This window comes from Pleurocapsa sp. PCC 7319 (assembly GCF_000332195.1).
Lineage (GTDB): Bacteria > Cyanobacteriota > Cyanobacteriia > Cyanobacteriales > Xenococcaceae > Waterburya.
Map to the genome: position 1 here is coordinate 4,835,398 of NZ_KB235922.1, position 16,306 is coordinate 4,851,703.

Annotated in this window: 15 protein-coding genes; 11 read left to right on the forward strand and 4 right to left on the reverse strand. The window is 37.7% G+C overall.

All coding sequences use genetic code 11. The features are described 5' to 3' along the window. The first annotated feature begins 7 nt into the window (after positions 1–7). The 3 genes from PLEUR7319_RS0126040 (at position 8) to PLEUR7319_RS0126050 (ending at position 3,856) form a co-directional block, all read left to right on the forward strand. Positions 8–1,315: a bifunctional 2-polyprenyl-6-hydroxyphenol methylase/3-demethylubiquinol 3-O-methyltransferase UbiG gene (locus tag PLEUR7319_RS0126040; protein ID WP_019508170.1), complete on the forward strand. Its 1,308-nt coding sequence runs from the start codon at positions 8–10 to the stop codon at positions 1,313–1,315. Between the two features lie 10 nt (positions 1,316–1,325). Then, positions 1,326–2,498, forward strand: a complete 1,173-nt coding sequence (locus PLEUR7319_RS0126045; RefSeq protein ID WP_019508171.1) for a glycosyltransferase family 4 protein — start codon at positions 1,326–1,328, stop codon at positions 2,496–2,498. A 188-nt stretch (positions 2,499–2,686) separates the two neighbouring features. Next, positions 2,687–3,856: a glycosyltransferase family 1 protein gene (locus PLEUR7319_RS0126050; protein ID WP_019508172.1), complete on the forward strand. Its 1,170-nt coding sequence runs from the start codon at positions 2,687–2,689 to the stop codon at positions 3,854–3,856. A 51-nt stretch (positions 3,857–3,907) separates the two neighbouring features. Here PLEUR7319_RS0126050 and surE read toward each other — a convergent pair whose 3' ends face one another. The 3 genes from surE to PLEUR7319_RS0126065 all read right to left on the reverse strand — a co-directional run bounded on the left by surE (position 3,908) and on the right by PLEUR7319_RS0126065 (position 8,331). After that, positions 3,908–4,729 (reverse strand): 5'/3'-nucleotidase SurE, encoded by an 822-nt coding sequence (surE, locus tag PLEUR7319_RS0126055; protein WP_019508173.1) that lies wholly within the window; start codon positions 4,727–4,729, stop codon positions 3,908–3,910. 8 nt (positions 4,730–4,737) lie between these two features. Continuing rightward, positions 4,738–6,399, reverse strand: coding sequence for a glycerol-3-phosphate dehydrogenase (gene glpD, locus PLEUR7319_RS0126060; protein ID WP_019508174.1), 1,662 nt, complete (start codon positions 6,397–6,399; stop codon positions 4,738–4,740). A gap of 477 nt (positions 6,400–6,876) precedes the next feature. Next, positions 6,877–8,331 (reverse strand): sugar transferase, encoded by a 1,455-nt coding sequence (locus PLEUR7319_RS0126065; protein ID WP_063822252.1) that lies wholly within the window; start codon positions 8,329–8,331, stop codon positions 6,877–6,879. Positions 8,332–8,818: 487 nt separating this feature from the next. Here PLEUR7319_RS0126065 and PLEUR7319_RS0126070 point away from each other — a divergent pair, with 487 nt between their 5' ends. Continuing rightward, complete coding sequence (locus PLEUR7319_RS0126070) at positions 8,819–9,316, forward strand: TolB family protein (RefSeq protein WP_019508176.1); 498 nt, start codon at positions 8,819–8,821, stop codon at positions 9,314–9,316. Positions 9,317–9,403: 87 nt separating this feature from the next. Next, positions 9,404–10,048: a bifunctional phosphoribosyl-AMP cyclohydrolase/phosphoribosyl-ATP diphosphatase HisIE gene (gene hisIE, locus PLEUR7319_RS0126075; protein WP_019508177.1), complete on the forward strand. Its 645-nt coding sequence runs from the start codon at positions 9,404–9,406 to the stop codon at positions 10,046–10,048. A 19-nt stretch (positions 10,049–10,067) separates the two neighbouring features. On the opposite strand, the gene PLEUR7319_RS0126080 is transcribed toward hisIE, so the two are convergent. Continuing rightward, the gene (locus PLEUR7319_RS0126080) at positions 10,068–10,589 is read right to left on the reverse strand and encodes a phycobiliprotein lyase (protein ID WP_019508178.1); all 522 of its coding nucleotides are present in this window, start codon (positions 10,587–10,589) and stop codon (positions 10,068–10,070) included. Between the two features lie 107 nt (positions 10,590–10,696). On the opposite strand from PLEUR7319_RS0126080, the gene PLEUR7319_RS0126085 reads away from it, so the two are divergent. The 6 genes from PLEUR7319_RS0126085 to PLEUR7319_RS0126110 all read left to right on the forward strand — a co-directional run bounded on the left by PLEUR7319_RS0126085 (position 10,697) and on the right by PLEUR7319_RS0126110 (position 16,301). Continuing rightward, on the forward strand, positions 10,697–11,197 hold the full coding sequence (locus tag PLEUR7319_RS0126085) for a hypothetical protein (RefSeq protein WP_019508179.1): 501 nt from the start codon (positions 10,697–10,699) through the stop codon (positions 11,195–11,197). A 114-nt stretch (positions 11,198–11,311) separates the two neighbouring features. Beyond that, positions 11,312–12,184, forward strand: a complete 873-nt coding sequence (locus tag PLEUR7319_RS0126090) for an S-methyl-5'-thioadenosine phosphorylase (RefSeq protein ID WP_019508180.1) — start codon at positions 11,312–11,314, stop codon at positions 12,182–12,184. 157 nt (positions 12,185–12,341) lie between these two features. Then, complete coding sequence (locus PLEUR7319_RS36755) at positions 12,342–12,818, forward strand: nuclear transport factor 2 family protein (RefSeq protein WP_019508181.1); 477 nt, start codon at positions 12,342–12,344, stop codon at positions 12,816–12,818. A gap of 164 nt (positions 12,819–12,982) precedes the next feature. Continuing rightward, positions 12,983–14,065 carry a photosystem II q(b) protein gene (psbA, locus tag PLEUR7319_RS0126100; protein ID WP_019506564.1) on the forward strand — a complete coding sequence of 361 codons (1,083 nt, stop codon included), beginning with the start codon at positions 12,983–12,985 and terminating at the stop codon, positions 14,063–14,065. A 565-nt stretch (positions 14,066–14,630) separates the two neighbouring features. Next, positions 14,631–15,848, forward strand: a complete 1,218-nt coding sequence (locus tag PLEUR7319_RS0126105) for a response regulator (RefSeq protein ID WP_019508182.1) — start codon at positions 14,631–14,633, stop codon at positions 15,846–15,848. A gap of 90 nt (positions 15,849–15,938) precedes the next feature. Next, positions 15,939–16,301: a PleD family two-component system response regulator gene (locus PLEUR7319_RS0126110; RefSeq protein ID WP_019508183.1), complete on the forward strand. Its 363-nt coding sequence runs from the start codon at positions 15,939–15,941 to the stop codon at positions 16,299–16,301. Positions 16,302–16,306: the final 5 nt, after the last annotated feature.

Here is a 16,306-nt window from a genome sequence, read left to right on the forward strand (position 1 = left end):
GAGCAAGTTGTTTCAAAATAAATTTCAAGAATTACCAAATAAGTTCAATAAAAATAAGATGATAAATTCTAACTCTAATTTAAACAAATCAGTTCAACAACACACATACAGCTTAAGTAAAGATTTGTCCCTAAATAATTTAGAAGATATTTACCATAATGTAGTTTTAAAGCAAGATTTTTATGGAGATGATTATGGAGCAGATTGGGATATAATTCCATACCAACAAATGGCTCATATTATAACCAGTTTATTTTCTCCTCAATGGCATTTAGATATAGGTTGTGGAAAAGGCTTGCTTGTTCAAGCAATGAGAAAATTGAAAAATAATTCTTATGGAATTGATTTTAGTGAAGCTTTGATAGGCTTAGCCAATCAAAGTATTCAAAAATATTTGACTGTTGTTACTGCCGAAAGTTGGCTAAAAAAAACATCAATAAAAAAAGTGGATTTAATTACATTCACAGAGGTTTTTGAACATTTACCAGTTTCAACTTTAGAGCAAAATTTGAAATATTTGAGGGAGTCATATAATGGAAGATTACTGCTTACTATTCCATCATTTGGACTAGATGCTACTTTTAAATTAGGCATTAAGGTTAATAATGATAATCCAGAATGGAATAGAGATATGATGTATAATATCCCCTTTAAGAATATTGTTCTGCAAGACGGATTACCACATCACGGTCATATTACTTTAGCTTCATATAGATGGTGGAGTGAATTTTTGTTATTTCATGGGTACTCAAGAAATAGAGATTTAGAAGTACTTTGTTCGGAAAAATTTAATGATATTTTGACTAAATACAACTGGCATCCTTACATCTTAAACAAGACTCCTAAGGCTGATGAGTTGACAAAAAGTATAGAAACTGGATCCTCCCTAGGCTGTGGTTGGCATCATTATGAAAATATTAAGGGTAGATGGACTGATGGCTTTGCTAGATTATATTTTGTCGAATCTAACCTCAAAGCGAATAGATTAATTTTAAATGTGTCTCCACCTGAGATTAACTACATTCAGGAATGTAACTTAATCATTACGATAGATAACTTAGTTAAAACAAATTCTTACAGATTTATATGGGTTCAACGCTTTAGTTCTTTTCCAACTGAGATAGAGGTAAGGGGGCTAAAAACTAATATGACCATTAATCTGGTAGAAATACCGCAAGAAGATCAAAATGATGCAATATATTCAAATTGTTGGAGAATCAATATAATTTCACCAAACTTTTGTCCCAATGATTATGGTTTGTCAAGTGATTTGAGGCGTTTGGGTATTTTTATTGATTCTCTTGAACTGTTGTAAATTTGGTGATATGCGAGTAGCTTTTATTGTTCAACGCTGTGGATTAGAGGTAAATGGTGGTGCTGAAACTCACTGTCTCAAGATTGCCCAACGAATGGCTAAATATTGGGACACAGAAATATTAACAACCTGTGCCTTGGACTACATGACCTGGAAAAATCACTACTCACCAGGTTTAACAGAGGTTTCTGGTGTCAAGGTACGACGTTTCTTAGTCGGGCAGCAGCGCGATGTAGATAAGTTTAATCATTTGTCAGCAAAAATTCACCCTCGTTTGTCCAAAGTTGCTCTTAAAGAACAGGAGCAATGGATGCGATCGCAAGGACCTCTTGCTCCTGATTTGATTACCTATATCAAGCAGAACGAGCAGGAATACGACGCATTTATTTTTTTTCCCTATTTATATGCAACGACTTATTTCGCTTTGCCTATTGTCGCCAACAAAGCTTATTTAGCTCCTTGTGCTCATGATGAATGGCCAATTTATCTCAGTATGTGGGATAGTTTTTTTGAAAAACCGCGTGGTTTTATTTTTAACACTTTAGAAGAAAAAAAGTTTCTAAAAAACCGTTTTCCAACAATTAATTTCCAAGGACCGATCGCTGGTATAGCCTTAGATAAACCACCAACTCATGATCCAGAAAACTTTCGGCAGAAATACAAGATAGATGAACCCTTTATTTTATATGTTGGTAGAATCGATCCTTCCAAAGGATGTGAAGAACTTTTTCGTTATTTTATACAATTGCGAAGCCTGGAGTTTACTACAAGAAAGCTCGTACTATTAGGCAAACCAACAATGTCAATTCCCTCACATCCAGATATTATTAATCTTGGTTTTGTAGATGAGCAGACTAAGTGGAATGCTCTAGCAGCTTGTGATTTATTAGTAATGCCTTCTCCCTATGAAAGCTTATCTATAGTATTGCTAGAAGCCTGGGCAGTAGGTAAACCCGTTTTAGTTAACGGTAATTGTGATGTTTTAGTAGGTCAGTGTCGTAGAGCGCAAGGTGGGCTTTGGTATACAAATGAAGATGAGTTTCAGGTAGCTATAGAAAAGATGGAAGAGCCAATTAGAAATCAACTAGGCTTACAAGGGAAAGAATTTGTGGCAGCAAACTATACCTGGTCGAAAATTGAGAAAACATACTTAGAATTTATTTCAGGATTGGAAAAATTGTAAATAAATTAATTATATTTCCTGGAAACAGGAATATTATGTTCAAATTGCTAAATATTTTAAGTAGGTAGGCATAATAATTTATAAAACCCAGGTAATTAATCTTTTCCCTATCACCCATCCCCTAATCCCTAACCCCCTAACCCCTGCCAAAACAAAACCGTTTTATATTTAATTTCACCCACCTACTTATGTTCAAAGTTGTTATTGATGCTACCCCTGTAGCTCCCAAGCCAAGCGGGGTTGGTTTATATGTTGCTAATTTAATCCGTGCTTTGGATGATTTACAAGCAAAAGAAGATTTTCAATTAGAGTTAGCATTTCAACCTGGTTTGAAAAACTGGCTGCGAGGAGATCGTAGTTTTCCAGAGTGTTTACATCAGTATGCCAACCTGCATTTCTTCCCTATGCCCGTCAGGATTTCTGACTTATTATTATCCACTAAATCAACCACGGTTTTATCTTATTTTGAAAAATACTTTGGCTTTCCCAATATTATTCATGGTACTAACTATTCAGTTTATCCTTGCCAGAAAAGTTATAAGGTTATGAATTTATATGACCTAACTTTTATTAAATATCCTAATTATATTGATGCTGTCGTTGCCAAATATACAGAAAAAGTGAAGCGTTGTTTAGAGTGGACGGACTTCATATTAACTATTTCTGAGAGTTCCAAGCAAGACATTATTAAATATCTCAAAGTAGACCACGATAAAATTTTTGTCACACCTTTAGCTAGCCGTTATCATCCTAATTATTCATTTTCTGCCCAAAAAATAGAGCAGCTGAGAAAGCAAGTAAAGTACGATTGGTCTCAACCATATTTACTTTTCGTTAGTACAATAGAGCCGAGAAAAAATATCAATTCGATAATTTCAGCATTTAACTATTTAAAAAGCAAATCCAAAATTCCCCATAATTTGATCCTGATTGGTCAAAAAGGATGGCGTTACGAAGCAATATTTTCCTCTATAGAAAATTCACCCTGGAAACAGCAAATTTATCATCTTAATTATTTATCTGATGAATTGGTTGCTCTTTTTTATATGAATGCTGATGTTTTTGTTTATCCTTCTCACTATGAGGGGTTTGGTCTTCCTGTTTTAGAAGCAATGACTTTAGGAGTTCCTGTAGTAACTTCTAATACTTCTTCACTTCCAGAAGTTGCAGGAGATGCAGCTTTATTAATTGAACCTCTGGATACAATGCAACTAGCAGCAGCGATACTAAAAGTAATTAGCGATTTTGAATTACGTCAAGATTTGATTAACAAAGGTCAAGAAAGAGCGAAATTATTCTCTTGGGAAAAAACAGCAAAGTTGACTTTAGCAGCTTATCAAAAGATATTGTCAGACTGAATGCCTGACCCCGCATTTTTCACATAATGCTGAATCCTAAACTGTCAATTGTCAATTGTCAATTGTCAATTGTCCATTAAAAAACTCTTGACTATAAAGATGCTTAACTATCGTGGCATCAGTGAGATTGTATTGCAAAGGAGTAATGGTGATAAAGCGATCGCGAATTGCTTGAACATCAGTCAAAATATGTGGAGGTAAATTAAGATCTCCTGGCTGTTCAATATCTTCAATAATTTCTCCCTCTAACCAATAATAACTTTTCCCCCGGGGATCGAGTCTTTTCTCAAATTTCTCAATATAGCGGCGTAAACCCTGACGAGTAACTAACACTCCCGCTATTTCTGAAGTCTTCACGGGAGGGATATTGACACTCAGTAAGGGAGGTTGAGGATAGCTTATCTTAGCTAATTTGGTTAGCAGTTTAAGAGCAAAATCGGCAGCGGGCTGAAACTCAAAGTTAGTAAAACTTGCCAAACTAAATGCCACACTAGGAATTCCTTCTAATACTCCTTCCATCGCCGCCGATACTGTACCAGAATACAGAACATCTGTACCTAGATTGGGACCATGATTAATGCCAGAACAGACAAAATCAGGACGAGTTTTTAGCACGGCACTGAGGGCAAACTTAACGCAGTCAGCAGGAGTCCCAGAACACGACCACGCAACTACGTTATCATCAAAGACTGAATCAACTTCCTCTTTGGCTCTTATTGGTTGATGTAAGGTTAATCCATGTCCAGTCGCTGACCGTTCGCGATCGGGACACACCACCGTCACCTGATGACCCGCTTGAGCTAATGTATTCGCCAAGGTACGAACGCCCAAAGAAAATATACCATCATCGTTGCTAATTAAGATATTGCTCATTTAATATGTTAAGCCAGCTGATAATCGGGAATACAGTTATGCTCCATGTAAAAGCGATATTCGTCACAGGCGCGATCGCATTGTTCTTGCGTCCAACCACAATGTTTTTGGAGTACTTCTGTGACAACAGGCAATAAATCCATGCCGTAATTACCATTCATGGACAAAGTAGTTCTACGGCGGAGAATATCTACTATCGTATGAGCTAATTCCCTCTCAACAGCATATACAATCTGGGCTTTGATATCAGGTAAATCCGGGCTAACTGGTTTGCATAACTCAGGATTATCTTTAGTTAGGGTCAAAATTTCTAATGCTTTGGCACCATATATGGTAAATAAATGATCAATTGTTCTAGTTGATAGAATTGAGCCGTATTCAGTAATTGCCTCTTGAATCCGTCGATCATTAGGCAAAATACAGCCAGGTAGAGGTAAAGAGTCGGTTCGGCAAGGTTGAGGCGATCGCTTCATGCGTTTGAGAATAGCATCTACCATTTCTTCTCCTACGTTGCGATAGGTGGTTAACTTGCCACCAATTAGGGTAAATAAGTTATTTACTCCTTCTTTTCGATGGTCAAAAATAATATGTTTACGAGTAATACTTCCAGGTTTTTTACCCTCAGAGTTGGGTAAAGGACGTACCCCAGAATAGGTGAATTTAACATCATCTCTTTTTAGATTAGCAGTTGGAATAACATTATTAGTTTCTTGTAAGAGATAATCTATTTCATCATTATTGGCTTTGATATTTTCGATATCGTCTTTATAGGGTAAGTCAGTTGTGCCAATTAAATATTTTCCCAACCAGGAGATAATAAAGAACGGACGACCATCGGATTTTGCTTCTACATATAGACTGGAATTTGGTGCCCCAGGAAAAGGATCGACGACAACATGACTTCCTTTTGTGCCGCCATTTTTTTTAGCATCTCCAATAGAAACCCTTTTTCCTGCTTTATTACCTCGTTCACAGACACGATCAACCCAAGGTCCTGCCGTATTAACAACCATTACATCTTTTCTACCTGAGATGGTAAAACTTGACCCTGTTAGTTTATCCTTACAGACAACATCACTGATACGCCCATCTTTGAGGGTAAGTTCCATAACTTCGACATAGTTTAAGACTGTTGCTCCTGCATTTTGAGCCGAAATAATATTTTCTAGACAGAGACGCTCCGCAAAGTTAACTTGTCCATCATAGTATTGTGAGCCCCCAACTAAGTTTTCTTTATCCAAGGAACGAAACATCTGCTCAAACTTTTCCTTGGGTAACATCTGATATGAAGGAAGGGTTTTATCACTACTCAGAAGATCGTAGAGAATCATGCCTACCCAAATTTTCCAATAGGGACGTGAGCGATCGCGATAAACAGGAATGGTAAGCTGTAAAGGGTTAACTAAGTGTGGCGCAGTATGCAGCAATACCTCTCTTTCTTTGAGAGATTCCCTGACTAAGGGGATTTCAAAATATTCTAGATAACGAAAGCCACCGTGAATCAACCGACTAGACCAACTAGAACTACCACTAGCAAAATCAGTTTTCTCAATTAAGATTGTTTTTAAACCCCGTAAAGCTGCATCCCTAGCGACACCTGCACCATTAATTCCGCCACCAATAATTATGACATCGTAGTCTGTTTGTTGAATTTGAGCAAAATCTCGCATAATGCAGGCTTTCTATAGTTCAATATTTTCCATCAATTATTTATAACTTAACTAATTATTGCCATTTTAAGGAGGAACATAATACCAATTTAAATTTCAGACATCACACATCATACATTCGTAGGGGCGAACGGTGTTTTACCCTACGGTATATCTGTATTGAATATCGTTTAATTTGGTGATACCAAATTGCGTTCTAAACCGTAATTCCTAACAAATAAAAACCCTGATACTTGGTTTCAGAAATCGAAAACCTGAATAGGCTGACGAGTAGCTGAAAACCAAGCACAAGGTAAGATGAGGTGTAATTGCCGAAAGGAAATCAGAAAATTTCAACTGACTAAAATCAGGATCATGACGCATAACTTGTGTTATGGCGATGATTTTCGGAAGTCGAGTGTGGTCAAAATCGCACTCTCTGATTTCACAGTGAGATACGGAACGTCATAGCTTCGATTAATCCTACTCAATCATTGTCTATCTGCCTTTACCTAAAAATACTACTCTCAAGGTTTTAATCGCGATCGAAAGATCCAAAAAGAGAGAATAATTTTTGATGTAATAAAGGTCGTAAGCTACCTTTTGATATGCATCTTCAACAGAAGCACCATAGGGATAGCAAACCTGTGCCCAACCAGTAATTCCTGGTTTCACTAAATAGCGCACATCGTAATAGGGAATTTCTTCCCTTAACTGGAGATCAAATTCAGGACGTTCGGGACGGGGACCTACTAAGCTCATCTCTCCTTTGAAAACATTCCAAAGTTGAGGTAATTCATCAATTCTGGTTAACCGAATAAAGGAACCAACTGAGGTAATGCGGGGGTCTTTCTCTTTTGCCCACTGAATACCTCTGGATTCAGCATTTTGGTACATGGAGCGAAATTTATAGACTCTAAATTTCTTACCATTGAGGCCAGTTCTTACTTGGGAATAAAATATCGGTCCTTTGCTATTGAGTTTAATGGCGATCGCTACGGGAATAGTAATGGGCAAACTCACTAATAATAAAATTCCTGCCACCAAAACATCAATTATATGTTTCAATTTGGCCTTGATCCGATTGTGCAAGATATTAAATCCTGAAGTAAAAGCGAACCAATCATCTTGGATATAAGCTGGAGGTATCTTTTGCCAGAATTGCTCACAAAAGTCGGCTAAGCTATAAACATATACTCCTTGAAGCCGCAGATCCATTAATTCTCGGATCATTTGCTGAGATAAATGGCGTTCAGCACCATCAATGAGAATCCCAGACCAAGATTGATTCTTCCAGCTGGAGTTTAAGTTATCAACGGTATCTAAGACGAGAGAATTACTAATAGTTTTAGTTTTGTGGGAATTTCTAACTTGAGAGCTATTAATCTCAAAATTATCGTTAAAGGAGACAAACTCAGTACGAGCATTTAACTTACGATGCTCTTCTCCAAACGCCATAACTTTTTGCTTGTCACCTAATACTAAAAAGCGACTACTTTGCTGGTTTAACTTAAGCCATTGATCGGCAATCATCCTGCTACTCACTGCCCAGACTAAAAAAAAGCAAGCACTGATTAACAGAACGCCTCGACCAACAATTGACTCACTACCCCACAAACCAGTGATGTAGATACCACAGGTAACTGCAGTTATCGTTGCCAAAATTCCTAGTATTGCTCGTTCTGATAATCGGACTCCAGAAACTTGCCTATTTAATTTGTAAGTATCGGTTAAGTAAAGCCCAAACAAATATACTGCAATCAGAACATATAAAATTGGCGTACCTAAATCTAAAGACTGAGATAAGCGCAAAGTTAGGGCTAAATTAAAACTCAGAAGTAATCCGATAATATCTCCAATAATCAGCAGCCACATAATAACCATACGGGAAGTATGACTATAGATTAGCAGCGTCGCAAGAGACTTGGACGGTAGTTGTCTACTTTGAAACATCGTGTGTACAGATCTAAAGGAGTATGAATTTAATCAAATTTTTGAAAATTCAAAATTAATTTTACATGACATCAAGTATAAACACCTAATTTGCGCTAAATTTTTATAACTTTTTAATTAGTACTTTTACTGACACAATCAAATGTAAGCTCGACTACAAATCAGTAAAATAAAATACGAATATAAATTTTGAAAATTGCAATTTAAAAATGTCTATAAAAACCAATTTCCTAGGAGAACACGATAAAAAACTCAAGAGAAAAAGACTCAATTGTCAGTTTACCTCTAGATCTTAATCTGTCCAAATAAAATATTATTGAGGAGTTAGTTCAATTTATTTTGCTCACAACTTTGGCGAAAATAAAATGTTATTGAAGAGTAAATTCAATTTATTTTGCTCACAATTATTAGTAGGTTAGCAAAGTTATAAGTATTAAGTTAAAAACTAATTTTGTAATTAAAATTTTGTAATTGAAATTGCCAATTGATGCTCAGAAAATTTCTGCCCCTTCTGGTTCTAACCTTGATTGGAGGTTGTAATAGTAGTTTGTTAATCCAAAATGAGGTAATCCCTGGTGGTGTAAATAGCAATTCTCCTGAAGAATATCCTGCTTATAGCCCAGATGGTCGTTATCTCGCATTTGCCTCAGACCGCCGAGGTCAGAGAGATATCTTTCTTTACGATCTACAAGTAAAACAGCTGCTACCCTTGCCTAATCTTAATCGTCGTGATTCAACCCAAGACCAACCAGCGCTTAGTAATGATGGACGTTATATTGTCTATGTTTCTACAGAAAGAGGGAAGGCAGATATATTTGTTTACGATCGCCAGCAGCAAAAGTCAGAACTACTAACTGCCAATATAAAAGGTTCATCATCTCATCCCACAATTAATGGCAATGGCAGTCAAATAGCTTTTCAAGCTAGTCAGTTAGGACAATGGAAGATCGTAATTATTGTTAGAGAGGTAGAAGAGAACAACTAGTATGGTCAAAAAAGCTGAGAGACTAGTCTTGGAGTTTGCGCTTTTTTGCGTGACAATAAAAAACTGACTTATCATCTGCACAATACAATGTCTTCAACCAATATTCAGCAACAAACTGTTCCCTTAAATGAAATTCGCTACAACGAGCAAGGATTAGTACCTGCGATCGCTCAAGATTATCTCGACGGTACAGTTTTAATGCTGGCATGGATGAATAAAGAGTCTTTACAAAAAACGCTAGCTACAGGTGAAACTTGGTATTGGAGTAGATCGCGACAGGAATTATGGCATAAGGGAGCTACTTCAGGTCATATCCAAAAGGTTCGTTCCCTCCGTTATGACTGTGATAGTGATGCTCTGTTAATTACAATTGAACAAATTGGCGATATAGCTTGTCATACTGGTGAACGCAGTTGTTTTCATCAGGTAGACCATAGCAAAATTGCTCCTCCTGCTGATACCCTTTCGCAAGTATATCGAGTTATACGCGATCGCGCTGACCATCCGCAAGAAAATTCCTATACTTGTAAACTATTGGCGGGAGGAGACAATAAGATTCTCAAAAAAATTGGTGAAGAATCAGCCGAAGTAGTTATGGCTTGTAAGGATGATAATCCAGAGGCGATCGCTTCTGAAGTAGCAGATTTGCTTTATCATACTCTAGTTGCTCTAGCATATCATCAGGTAGATATTCGAGATGTCTACCGTCAACTTCAATCCCGCAGAGGTTAAATTTCTAGTTCAATAGCGATTATGCTTCAGGTTTAGGTGGTGCTTTGCGAATTTCAGAATAAAAAGAAGTTTGCTGTCTACCATCGTTATATTTAACGATAGTAGTGCGCATTTTAAGATTATCGCTAGCAAACCACTGACGTTCTTCAGCGAAGAGTTCGTCCGTTTCGATAGTTAAAGTTAGAGCTTTATCTGCACCAAGAGCATAATTTCCACATACTTTTGTATCTTCAGGACGAATTAATTTACCAGCGCGGTCATCGTTTGGGTTACTAATCAAGACGATAGTAGTTGAGCCTACTTGTTTGGGTTTACCCCAGTCTACAGAGTTATCCCAACTTTGAATGGTGCCACCAATACTCAACTGTGGATCGAGATTATGTTTTTGGCATAGTTGCACTGCCCTAGAATCATCTGGAGGGATAACTTCAATCTTAATATCTGCCTTACTGTTATCTGCTTTTTCCCCTCCTAAAAGATAATTAGTACGCTGACTAAACCATCTACCTGCACTTAAGTCTAGGAATTCCTTTAAATTCATGATTATATTATTCTGTTAATCTCTCAGAGAATTTTATAAAATTATTGCCTTTATTAAATTGAGCATATCTTGGTTTTCTGTGCAATACCGCTACTTTTTTTATGTTTATGAACAGACAACAAAATCATTCAATTTCCCTCACTGATTTACCTTCTCTAGAGTTGACGCTCAATATTCTACTCAATCGACAGGAAAAGGATTGGGGGTGTTTCCAAGTAATTAAAGAGGGAGAATTTTACGCTTTGTATATTCCAACTTTAGACAGTTTCAAGCTATACAAAAATCCTAAAAGTGAAAATTACAAAGGTTACTGGCGAAACTCACTTTCAGAAATTTTACCCGATATCAAAAATAGAGACGAAAAGCCTGACATTTTCCTCCGTAGCCGTAGTAAGCAAGTGTCAGAAATTAAGAAAAACACTCAGAATAAGATCCGTAAAAAGCAGCGCATTATTGATGTGAAGTATCGCTATAATCCTTGTCCAGAAATGTATCATCTGAATCAAATGATTGCCAGACTGATTCGCGATCGCATTTCTAATAACCTGACCTTTTCTCCAGCAGAAGAAATCAGACCTTTAGTATTGGCAACGGAAATTGAAGACTAGGGAGAATCTTCATTTGGGACGTGAGATGATATTATCCAAATTACCATAGCATTGCCAAATTGATATCGTTACAATAGTCGAGCATAACTAGATTAAAATGAGCAGATTCGGTTTATGGTAGACGCAAGAATTGGCATTATTGGTGGTAGTGGTCTCTACAAAATGGACGCGCTCCAAAACGTTCAGGAAGTAAAACTAACTACTCCTTTTGGCGATCCTTCTGATGTACTAATTTTGGGTCAGTTAGATGGAGCCGAGGTGGCTTTTTTGTCCCGTCATGGACGTAATCATCATCTTCTACCTTCAGAATTACCCTTTCGCGCCAATATTCACGCCATGAAACAGCTAGGAGTAGAGTACATTATCTCGGCTTCTGCTGTCGGCTCGCTTAAGGAAGCAGCTAAACCTCTGGATATGGTAATTCCCGATCAATTTATTGATCGTACTAAAAATCGAGTGTCTACTTTTTTTGGTCAGGGCATAGTCGCTCATATAGCCTTCGGCGATCCTGTTTGTCCTAACTTAGCCCAAGTTCTTGCTGATGCTATTGAATCTCTTGATTTTCCTGATGTCAACCTACATCGTGGAGGCACTTATGTCTGCATGGAAGGTCCTGCATTTTCAACTAAAGCTGAATCTAATCTTTATCGTAGTTGGGGAGCAACGGTCATTGGCATGACCAACTTACCCGAAGCTAAATTAGCTAGAGAAGCTGAAATAGCTTATGCCACTCTGGCTTTAGTTACTGATTATGACTGCTGGCATCCCGATCACGATAACGTTACTGTAGAAATGGTGATCGACAACCTTCAGCACAATGCCGTTAATGCGCAAAAAGTAATTCGAGAAACAGTCAAACGATTAACTGTTAATCCACCAGAATCACTAGCTCATTCAGCTTTAAAATATGCTGTCTTGACTCCCCCTGACCAAATTCCTAGTACAGCAAAAGAAAAATTGGAGTTGTTACTCAAGAAGTATTTTTGATTTCCCAGTTATAAGCTTTGACGTATTCAAACTGCATCCCAAGATTTTGGGAAAAGGAATTAGGGAATAGGGAATAGGGAATAGGCAACAGAATATATGCAACCTAGGTAAGTCTAAGCTTATTTTGTCGCGGAAATACTGGGTTCAAACACTGGAAATGAATCATAAGCATGGGAGTTTTCTAATTTTGACGGGAGTACTCGTTACCGTTTTGGTCAATACTCTTTTTTTGTCGACAACTTTAGCTGCTACTTCACTAATGGATACCGAAGAACAAATTACCGCAATAATCTATCGACAGGCTAAAGCATGGGAACAACAAAATGCACAGGCGATCGCCAATGATTTTGCAGAAGAGGCAGTCTTCATCGCTGCTGGATTTAAATATGAGGGCAAACAGCAAATTCAAAAAGCAGCGCAGGATTACTTTCAACAGTTTGTTAATACTCAGGTTAAAATTCAACGCATTATCGTTGACGGCGACCAAGGTGCTGTCGAATGGGACTGGTGCGACCAAGAGCGTCAGACTGGTCAAATAAACTATGCCCAAGATGCAATTATTTTGGCTTTAAAAGAGGGCAAAATAATCTATTGGCGAGAATATATTGAAAAGAAAAAAAGCAAACATAAATAAAACTTATGCTTAACATAACGAAGAACAATGCAATATAGCTTTACAAAGTACATATACTCAGCTATTGTTATTACATAGACAGACGAAACAACTTAATTTTTTATTTTGTTATCTGTCCTGTTCTGACAAGAACCTTGAAAAATAAATAACGCAATTATAAACACATGACAACTACTTTACAGCAACGCGAAACTCGCGGCGCTTGGGAGAATTTCTGTCAGTGGGTAACAAGCACTAACAACCGCATCTATGTTGGTTGGTTTGGTGTCTTGATGATTCCTACACTCCTAGCTGCCACAGTCTGTTTTCTAATCGCCTTTGTCGCAGCACCTCCTGTAGACATCGACGGAATCCGCGAACCCGTAGCTGGTTCATTACTTTACGGTAACAACATCATCTCCGGTGCAGTTGTTCCTTCTTCTAACGCGATCGGTCTTCACTTCTACCCCATCTGGGAAGCAGCTTCCTTAGATGAGTGGTTATACAACGGTGGTCCTTACCAACTAGTAATCTTCCACTTCTTGATCGGAGTCTTTTCTTACCTCGGTCGTCAGTGGGAATTATCTTACCGCTTAGGAATGCGTCCTTGGATCTGTGTTGCATATAGTGCACCTGTATCCGCAGCCACAGCAGTATTCTTAATCTATCCTCTAGGACAAGGTTCCTTCTCTGATGGAATGCCTTTAGGAATCAGTGGAACATTCAACTTCATGTTGGTCTTCCAAGCAGAACACAACATCTTAATGCACCCCTTCCACATGTTAGGTGTAGCTGGTGTCTTCGGTGGTTCTCTGTTCTCCGCAATGCACGGTTCTTTGGTAACTTCTTCCTTAGTACGTGAAACAACTGAAACTGAATCACAAAACTACGGTTACAAATTCGGTCAAGAAGAAGAGACTTACAACATTGTGGCAGCACACGGCTACTTCGGTCGTCTCATCTTCCAATATGCTTCTTTCAACAACTCTCGTTCCTTGCACTTCTTCTTAGGTGCATGGCCCGTAATCGGAATCTGGTTTACTGCAATGGGTATTAGCACCATGGCATTTAACCTCAACGGATTCAACTTCAACCAATCGATCATGGATTCTCAGGGACGTGTAGTTAACACATGGGCAGACATCTTAAACCGCGCTAACCTCGGTTTCGAAGTAATGCACGAACGTAACGCTCACAACTTCCCCTTAGACTTAGCAAGTGGCGAGCAAGCTCCCGTAGCTTTAACCGCTCCTGCAATCAACGGGTAGTTTGGTTCTGATAACTGCGCTTCTAGTTTGAAGTAAATAAAAAAAAATGCTCTCCAGCAATGGGGGGCATTTTTTTTGCTTATTTTTTGATGGAGATTTTCCTTTTGGGATCAGCGTACGAGCGATTGGGCTCCGCCCACCGCCAGAGGCGATTACCCGCAGGGTACGCTTCGCGAGCGCTATAAGTTGAAGACATTTTACTGCTCTAAACCCCGTTTACTATACACTTTCGATACATTATCTTGCTTAAATCTTTATCTAGCAACGATTTAAACTAATGCTTCATGTTGGATCAACTATAGTATGATCTGTTGTATGATTCTTTTAGAGTTCAAGGTAATTAATCTCTCTAAGAAACTAGTTCTGATATATAGGGTAAGCAAAAAAAGACTTTCAAGAAAACGATAATAGCAATCTGTGCTAATAAATTTTTATAATATACCTCTATTGTATATTGCAGTATCCCCAAAAAATTGACCACTTAGCTTAAGCTACCGAGTAGACTTCATTCCTTACGCAAACCACGTTTACTTTTATCTGCTCGCTCTTTTGGTGTCTTATAACCATGGCAACAACTATAAGAATCCATCCTGGAGGATTATTATCTCGAATAGCGAACTCGAATAGTTCTGGTTGTCTAGAATTAGATGAGGGATTGGTTTCTTGGAAAATTTATTTACAGCATGGAAACTTAAAGTATGCATATTGTTCTGCACAATTATTAGACCAGCTAAAGTATTATTTACATTATCTAGGGTGGCAACAAGCCCTAATAGCTCTAAAATCTCCAGCTTATCTAGAGTTACAATTTCAAATACAGGAACGGGAACAATCTGCTGATCGCCATCTTTATTGTCAGGTTATTTCTTGGCTACTGGCAGAAAAACATCTCGATTCATATCAAGGATTAAAACTAATTGAATGTATGACTCAAGATGCGCTACAGTCTTGTCTTTGGCTCAATAGAGGTACTTATTCATGGCACAATCGAGAACCTATCCCGTTTTGGATTAGAAAATACTTTGGAGATTCTTTATATCCGAATCTATCAGAATGTTTGAATACAGAGCTAAATAGGGTCAAAAAATGGCAAAGTTGCAGTAGTAAATTGCTTTCTGTTCATCAACGTCCTTATTTAGCTTCTGGTTGGCAACAAAAAACACTTCCAAGTTCTGGACAATTAAGTTATGTAGCCCTGGAAAAGCTTGCCCCCGTGATGCGTGGAGCTGCTAGCATTCGTCAATTATCGTTATGGTTACAAAAAGATGAGCTTCAAGTTGCTCAGATTTTATCTCCATATATCAATCATCAGATAATATGTTTACGCAATGCTCAACCACCTTTAGATTTGTTGCCTAGCATTCCTCGAACATCAAGAAATAATAATCAGCATCAGTCTTCTCAAGGTACCTTAAATAAAAGGAAAAAAATAGTGTGTATTGATGATAGTCCCATAATCTTAAACGCACTAAAACGTTTTATAGATCAAGAAAAATTTAAAGTTACTGTGGTTAACGATCCTGTAGAAGCAGTACCGATTATTTTTCGCCTCAAACCAGATTTGATTTTACTAGATATTACAATGCCTAAAATTAATGGTTATAAACTATGTACTTTATTAAGGGCGAGTGAACATTGCATGGAGACTCCCATAATTATGGTGACAGGAAATACTGGCTTCATTGATAAAGCTAGAGCCAAGATTGCGGGGGCAACAGATTATCTTACTAAACCTTTCACTAAGCAAGGGTTAACCAAAATCATCGAAAAGTACCTAGATTAATTTGATTTTTCCACCCAGCTTAAAAAATCAAATTAATTTAGTCACAAGAAAATTATTGCTTAAGTCTGCTCTATCTAGCCGCTAAAATCCATGAAAACCATTTTAATTGTTGACGATTTACAATCCGAATTAGATTTGATCGCTAAATTTTTGCTCACTGCTGGTTATTCCATAATTACCGCCAAGAATGGAGAAGAAGCGATCGCCAAAACCATCAAAAATAAACCCGATGCGATCGTTACTGATTGGATGATGCCTAAAATGGGAGGGTTAGATATTTGTCGTAAACTCAGAAGAAATCCTGAAACGGCAGAGATTCCTATTATTGCTTGTACTGTTAAAAATAGAAATGTTGATCGCCTCTGGGCAATGAAACAAGGGGTAAAAGGTTACGTTACTAAGCCTTGTACTCAGGAGCAATTGGTCAGTGCGCTACAAGAAGCAATGGGATAAAACTA

Bases quoted from the DNA above. Each gene is read 5' to 3' on its own strand.
- PLEUR7319_RS0126045 (WP_019508171.1), top strand. From the start codon at position 1,326: ATGCGAGTAGCTTTTATTGTTCAACGCTGTGGATTAGAGGTAAATGGT.
- PLEUR7319_RS0126050 (WP_019508172.1), top strand. From the start codon at position 2,687: ATGTTCAAAGTTGTTATTGATGCTACCCCTGTAGCTCCCAAGCCAAGC.
- surE (WP_019508173.1), bottom strand. From the start codon at position 4,729: ATGAGCAATATCTTAATTAGCAACGATGATGGTATATTTTCTTTGGGC.
- glpD (WP_019508174.1), bottom strand. From the start codon at position 6,399: ATGCGAGATTTTGCTCAAATTCAACAAACAGACTACGATGTCATAATT.
- PLEUR7319_RS0126065 (WP_063822252.1), bottom strand. From the start codon at position 8,331: ATGTTTCAAAGTAGACAACTACCGTCCAAGTCTCTTGCGACGCTGCTA.
- PLEUR7319_RS0126070 (WP_019508176.1), top strand. From the start codon at position 8,819: ATGCTCAGAAAATTTCTGCCCCTTCTGGTTCTAACCTTGATTGGAGGT.
- hisIE (WP_019508177.1), top strand. From the start codon at position 9,404: ATGTCTTCAACCAATATTCAGCAACAAACTGTTCCCTTAAATGAAATT.
- PLEUR7319_RS0126080 (WP_019508178.1), bottom strand. From the start codon at position 10,589: ATGAATTTAAAGGAATTCCTAGACTTAAGTGCAGGTAGATGGTTTAGT.
- PLEUR7319_RS0126085 (WP_019508179.1), top strand. From the start codon at position 10,697: ATGAACAGACAACAAAATCATTCAATTTCCCTCACTGATTTACCTTCT.
- PLEUR7319_RS0126090 (WP_019508180.1), top strand. From the start codon at position 11,312: ATGGTAGACGCAAGAATTGGCATTATTGGTGGTAGTGGTCTCTACAAA.
- PLEUR7319_RS36755 (WP_019508181.1), top strand. From the start codon at position 12,342: ATGAATCATAAGCATGGGAGTTTTCTAATTTTGACGGGAGTACTCGTT.
- psbA (WP_019506564.1), top strand. From the start codon at position 12,983: ATGACAACTACTTTACAGCAACGCGAAACTCGCGGCGCTTGGGAGAAT.
- PLEUR7319_RS0126105 (WP_019508182.1), top strand. From the start codon at position 14,631: ATGGCAACAACTATAAGAATCCATCCTGGAGGATTATTATCTCGAATA.
- PLEUR7319_RS0126110 (WP_019508183.1), top strand. From the start codon at position 15,939: ATGAAAACCATTTTAATTGTTGACGATTTACAATCCGAATTAGATTTG.